Genomic DNA, 5150 nt, shown 5'->3' with positions numbered 1-5150 from the left:
GTCAGGCTGCCCTGGGCCGGCTCGGGCGGGTTCTGGGCGGTGCAGCCGTTGTTGCGCACGAACCGGTCCCGCAGCGACCGGCCGCCGGAGATGTTCAGCACGTTGTCCCGCAGGCCGTGCACGCCGAGGTAGGCGATGGGCTGCGTGCCGCCGCTGCACCCGCTGAGCACCCCACCGGACTGCACGGCCACCGCGCGGAACACCGTCGCCCGGGAACAGGCGAGCGAGTAGCTCATGGCGGCGCCGTAGCTGAAGCCGACGGCGAAGAGCTGGGTCGTGTCGACGCAGAGGTCCCCTTCGAGCTGCCGGATCATGTCGTCGACAAAGGTGACGTCCTCGCCGCCGGAGTTCGCCCAGCCGTTGTTGAACCCTTGCGGTGCCACGAAAATCGCGCTGTTGTTCGCGAGCCGCTGCAGGCCGTAGTAGGCCCACGCCCCGGTCTGCACGGTCCGGCCGGTGTCGACGTCGGTGGACGTGCCGCCCAGCCAGTGGAAGCCGAAGATCAGCCGGTAGGGGTGGTTCCGGTCGTAGCCGTCGGGGATCCGCAGGATGTAGTTGCGGTTCTTCCCGCTGGTCTGGATCGTCCGGGTGCCGCTGGTCAGCGTCGGCGCCTTCCCGCAGCCCGCGGTGGCGGCGGCCGGTGCCCCCACGGCCACTCCTCCCGAGCCGAGCAAGAGCACCGCGGCGGCCACGGCCACCAGGGCCTTTTTGATCATCACGCGACTCCTTCCGGCGGTCAGCAGGCCCGATGCTGAAACCGGCGTGACGGAGCTGTCAACCGGCCGGGGAATCGTGCGGGGTAACGGGCTTCGGCCCGGTGAAACTTTCAGGTCGGAGTCCCGCGATGGCAGGAGACACGGTGCCGGCCGCCCAGCCAGGTGGCGTCCCGGACGACGGCCGGCCTGCGCCCGGCGGCGCCCGGCCGAGTCCTCAGTGGACACCACCGGCGGGCGATCCCGGGCTCACAGCTCTCCGACGGCCTCCTCGACCTTGCGCTGCAGCTTGTTCATCCCGCCGAGCCAGCGGTCGGTCTCGGTGGCGCGCGCCGCGTAGTAGCCCGCGACCTCCGGGTGGGGCAGCACCAGGAACCGCTTGTCCGCCATCGCCGCGAACAGCGCGTCCGCCACCTGCTCGGGTTCGATCGCCGACGCGCCCATCAGCAGCTGGCCCGCCGTTCCCGTGCTCTCCAGCATCGCCGTGCGCACGCCCTGCGGGCAGATCGCCTGCACCGTGATGCCACGGTGGCGGTAGGTCGCCGACAGCCATTCCGCGAACGCCAGCGCGCCGTGCTTGGTCACCGAGTACGGCGCCGAACCGAGGCTGGTCAGCAGGCCGGCCGCGGACACCGTCGCGATGAAGTGCCCCTGACCGCGCTCGAGCCACGCCGGCAGCAGCAGGTTCGCCGCGCGGACGTGCGACATGACGTTGACGTCCCAGGTGCGCGCCCACACGTCCTCGCCGCTTTCCGCGCCACCGAAGGGCGCGATGCCCGCGTTCGCGCAGAAGACGTCGATCTCGCCGAGCGCCGAGCGGGCGCTGTCGATCAGCATCGCCACGCCGTCCAGGCTCGCGACGTCGCCGGCGAACGCCGTCCCGCCGACTTCGGCGGCCACCTCCGCGGCCTTGTCCCCGTCGAGGTCGGCCACCACGACCCGGGCACCGTCGGCGGCGAAGCGGCGGGCCAGCGCGGCACCGATGCCACCGCCGCCCCCGGTGACGACGACGCCGGTCACAGGCCACCGCCGAGGGTCACGCCGCCGTCGAGGACCACCGTCTGGCCGGTGATCCAGGCCGCGTCGTCGGACAGCAGGAACGCCACCGCGCCCGCGATGTCCGACGGCACGCCGAGCCGCTTCATCGGGTACGCCGCGGCGACCTCCTCTTCGCGGCCCTCGTACAGAGCGGTCGCGAACTGCGTCTTGACCACGGCCGGCGCGACGGCGTTGACGCGGATCTTCGGCCCCAGCTCGGCGCCGAGCTCGACGGTCAGCCGGATCAGCGCGGCCTTGCTGACGCCGTAGAGGCCGATGCCCGGCGAAGCACGGATCCCGGCGACGGAGGAGACGTTGACGACGGCGCCGCCGTGCTCGCCCATCCACGCGTCGCGGGCGCGCTTGGTCCAGCCCAGCGGCGCGAGCACGTTGACCCCGAGGATCTTCGCCGCGGCGGCCGGGTCGATGTCCAGGGTGGGACCGTAGGCGGGGTTGATGCCGGTGTTGTTGACCAGGTAGTCGAGCCGGCCGAACGTCTCGATGGTCTTGGCGACCGTCTCGTCCTGGTGGTCGGTGTCGTCGGACTTGCCGGCCACGAACATGGCGACGTCCGGGCCACCGAGGGAGCTGACGGCCTCTTCCAGTGCCTCCGGCTTGCGCGCGGTGAGGCAGACCTTGGCGCCGCGCTCGACGAGCGTCTTCGCGATCCCGAGGCCGATGCCCCGGCTGGCCCCGGTGACGATCGCGACGCGATCCTTGAACGAGTTCACGGCAGGCGGTCTCCTTCGGCTGTGGTGCCCGGCACATACCAAGCAGTCGGTCAGTGGCCATTATGCGCGATGCGGCCGAGGTCTCAAGACGGACACACGTCACACCGACCTTCCCCGGCAGCTCCGCGGATCGTGCCCGGCGCGGTTCACCGCACCCGGAGCACGAGCTTGCCCGTCGTCGTCCCGGATTCGATGCGGCGGTGCGCGGTCACCGCGTCCGCCAGCGGCAGGGATTCGACGTCGACACGCAGGGTGCCGTCCGCGACGGCCGCCACCGCACGGCGCAGCGCGTGGCCCGCGGTTTCCGGTGCCACGGCGGAATACGCGGCGAGGTTGAAGCCCGACACGGTCTTGCCGGTGAACCACAGTTCGTTGGCCGACACCCCGACGTCCTCGGCGCCCGAGGCGTTGCCCATGACCACCAGCCGGCCCATCGGGGCCAGCCGGTCCAGACTTGCGCGGCGCGCCGGGCCGCCGACCATGTCCACCACGACGTCGAACTCGCCGGTGCCGGCGACCTCGTCGCGCAGGACGACCTCGTCGTAGCCGAACGCCTTCGCGGCGGCGATCTTCCCCGCGCTCCCGACCGTGCCGACCACCCGGCCCGCCCCGAGCAGGCGGGCCACCTGGCCCAGCTGGCTGCCGACCCCGCCGGCGGCGGCGTGCACCAGGACGCGCTCGCCGGGCGCGAGCCGGGCCACCCGCTCCAGCACGAGGAACGCGGTGGTGCTGTTGGACGGCACCGCGGCCGCCATCGCCAAGTCGGTCCCGGGCCGCGGGGCCACCAGGTCGGCCGAGGTGGTGACGACCTCCGCGTAGCCCCCGCTCGCCACGATCGTCAGGGCGGCGACCGGCTCCCCCACCGACAGGCCCGTGACGCCGTCGCCCAGCGCGCGGATCCGGCCGGAGACCTCGATGCCCGGAACGAAGGGCAGCGGGACGTCCACGACGCCCTGCCGGTAGAGGACCTCGGCGAAGTTGGCGCCGGCGTAGGCGACGTCGATCGAGACCTCGCCCGGGCCGGGCTCCGGGACCGCGACGGCGTCGAGCCGCAGGACCTCGGCCGGGCCGAACCGGGGGATGGTGACCGCCTTCATGCTGTTCGTCATGCGGCCATCCTGCGGCGGCCGGCCACGCCCGGGCAGGCCCGGTCCAGCCTGGGTCCGCCAGGACCAGGTTCAGCGCGGGACCAGCGACCGCACCGCCTCGACCAGCTCGGGGCCGTCGAGCAGCACCGGGTCGTTGTGGTCGGCACCGGGGATCTCCACCAGCCGGGCCGCCGCCGCGGCCGCCACCTCGCGGCTCTGGGCCGGCGGGACGATCGAGTCGCGGCCGCCGGCGACCACCACCGCCGGGACCCGCAGCCGCGCGGCCTGCTCCTTGACCGGGAACCGGTCGCGCAGCAGCAGCCGCACCGGCAGGTACGGGTAGATCTCCGCGCCGACGGCCGCGAGATCGGTGAACGGCGACCGCAGCAGCAGCCCCGCCGGCGGGTGTTCGAGGGCCAGCTCCGTCACGACGGCGGAGCCGAGGCTTTCGCCGAAGTAGAGCAGGCGGCCGGGCGGCACGTGCCGGTCCTCGGTCAGGAACCGGTGGGCGGCGCGGACGTCGAGGGCCAAGCCCTCCTCGCTGGGGTCACCGGGATTGCCGCCGTACCCGCGGTAGTCGAGCAGCAGCACGGCCAACCCGGCCTGGACGAGCTTCGCGGCCAGCGGCGCCCGCCCCGCCCGGTTGCCGCCGTTGCCGCCCGCGACCAGCACCGTCGCCGCCGGGTCCCGGCCGGCCGGGCGCAGGTACCAGGCGCCGAGGTCCAGGCCGTCGGCCGTGCGGAGGCGGACGTCCTCGGCGATCAGGCCGGGGGTGGCGCCGGCGGCGGGCACCGGCGTGGGGTCCGGCAGGTAGATCAGCCGCCGCTGGAACGCCCAGAGGGCGGCCGCCAGCACCACGAGGACCACGGTCGTCCCGGCCACGAGGAAACAACCGCGGCGCGCCCACGTTGTACCCCTTGATGCCATCACCTCTCCGATTCTGCGTCCTCGGCGACTCGCTGGCGGCCGGTGTCGGCAGCAGCCGCGAGGACGACACCCTCGGCCGGCGGCTCACCCGCCGGCTGCGCGACGCGGGCCACAGCGTGCGCCTGCGGAACTTCGGCGTGCCCGGAGCCCGCTCGGCCGACCTCGCCCGCCAGGTCGGCGTGGCCCTCGGCGAGGGCGTGGACCTGGCCCTGATCGTGATCGGCGCGAACGACCTCGCCGGGTTCGTCTCCCCCGCGGTCGGCGCCCGGCAGCTGCACGACGCCGTGGCACGCCTGGTCCGCGCCGGCGCCCGCGTCATCGTGGTCCCGGCGCCCGACCTGGGGATCGTGGCGCGCGTACCCGGCCCCTACCGGCAGCTGGTCTCGGCGGCCAGCGGCCACTACGCGCAGGCCCAGGCGGAAGCCGCCATCCGGGCCGGGGGCGCGGTGGCCACGGCCGGTCCCGAACTCGCCGCCCGCTTCGCCGCCGAGCCCGCGCTGTTCTCCGCCGACCGCTTCCACCCATCCTCGGCCGGGTACGCGGTGATCGCCGACGGCCTGGCCCCGCACGTGCTGGCGGCCGCCCGGGACTTGGCCGCCTGAGCCGGGTTCGCCTCGTGGCAGAGGCCGCCGCCGCGCGCCCCACCGCGTGAG

Annotated in this window: 6 protein-coding genes; 1 reads left to right on the top strand and 5 read right to left on the bottom strand. The window is 74.1% G+C overall.

Going from position 1 to position 5150, the window contains the following annotated elements:
* From CCN39_RS48320 to CCN39_RS48300, 5 genes are all read right to left on the bottom strand, one after another.
* A partial coding sequence (locus CCN39_RS48320; protein ID WP_143264492.1) for a CE1 family esterase occupies positions 1-716 on the bottom strand: 716 nt, incomplete at its 3' end.
* 246 nt (positions 717-962) lie between these two features.
* Positions 963-1733: an SDR family oxidoreductase gene (locus CCN39_RS48315; protein WP_086853938.1), complete on the bottom strand. Its 771-nt coding sequence runs from the start codon at positions 1731-1733 to the stop codon at positions 963-965.
* Entirely contained in the window at positions 1730-2482 is a 753-nt protein-coding gene (locus CCN39_RS48310; RefSeq protein ID WP_086853936.1) for an SDR family oxidoreductase, read from the bottom strand. Before CCN39_RS48310 ends, CCN39_RS48315 begins: the two co-directional genes overlap by 4 nt.
* 146 nt (positions 2483-2628) lie before the next feature.
* A complete protein-coding gene (locus CCN39_RS48305) occupies positions 2629-3591 on the bottom strand; it encodes a quinone oxidoreductase family protein (protein WP_086853934.1) in 963 nt (320 codons plus the stop codon).
* A 69-nt stretch (positions 3592-3660) separates the two neighbouring features.
* On the bottom strand, positions 3661-4452 hold the full coding sequence (locus tag CCN39_RS48300) for an alpha/beta hydrolase (protein WP_244211359.1): 792 nt from the start codon (positions 4450-4452) through the stop codon (positions 3661-3663).
* Positions 4453-4490: 38 nt separating this feature from the next.
* Between CCN39_RS48300 and CCN39_RS48295 the strand changes: the two genes are divergently transcribed.
* The gene (locus tag CCN39_RS48295; RefSeq protein WP_244211358.1) at positions 4491-5099 is read left to right on the top strand and encodes an SGNH/GDSL hydrolase family protein; all 609 of its coding nucleotides are present in this window, start codon (positions 4491-4493) and stop codon (positions 5097-5099) included.
* Positions 5100-5150 lie beyond the last annotated feature (51 nt).

The organism is Amycolatopsis kentuckyensis (assembly GCF_002155975.1).
Classification (GTDB): Bacteria; Actinomycetota; Actinomycetes; order Mycobacteriales; family Pseudonocardiaceae; genus Amycolatopsis; species Amycolatopsis kentuckyensis.
The sequence above is the reverse complement of the archived record's forward strand: the minus strand, read 5'-3'. Positions and strand labels throughout refer to the sequence as shown.

Excerpts from the sequence above, each read along its gene's own strand:
- CCN39_RS48305 (WP_086853934.1), bottom strand. The coding sequence starts at position 3,591 with ATGACGAACAGCATGAAGGCGGTCACCATCCCCCGGTTCGGCCCGGCC.
- CCN39_RS48295 (WP_244211358.1), top strand. The coding sequence starts at position 4,491 with ATGCCATCACCTCTCCGATTCTGCGTCCTCGGCGACTCGCTGGCGGCC.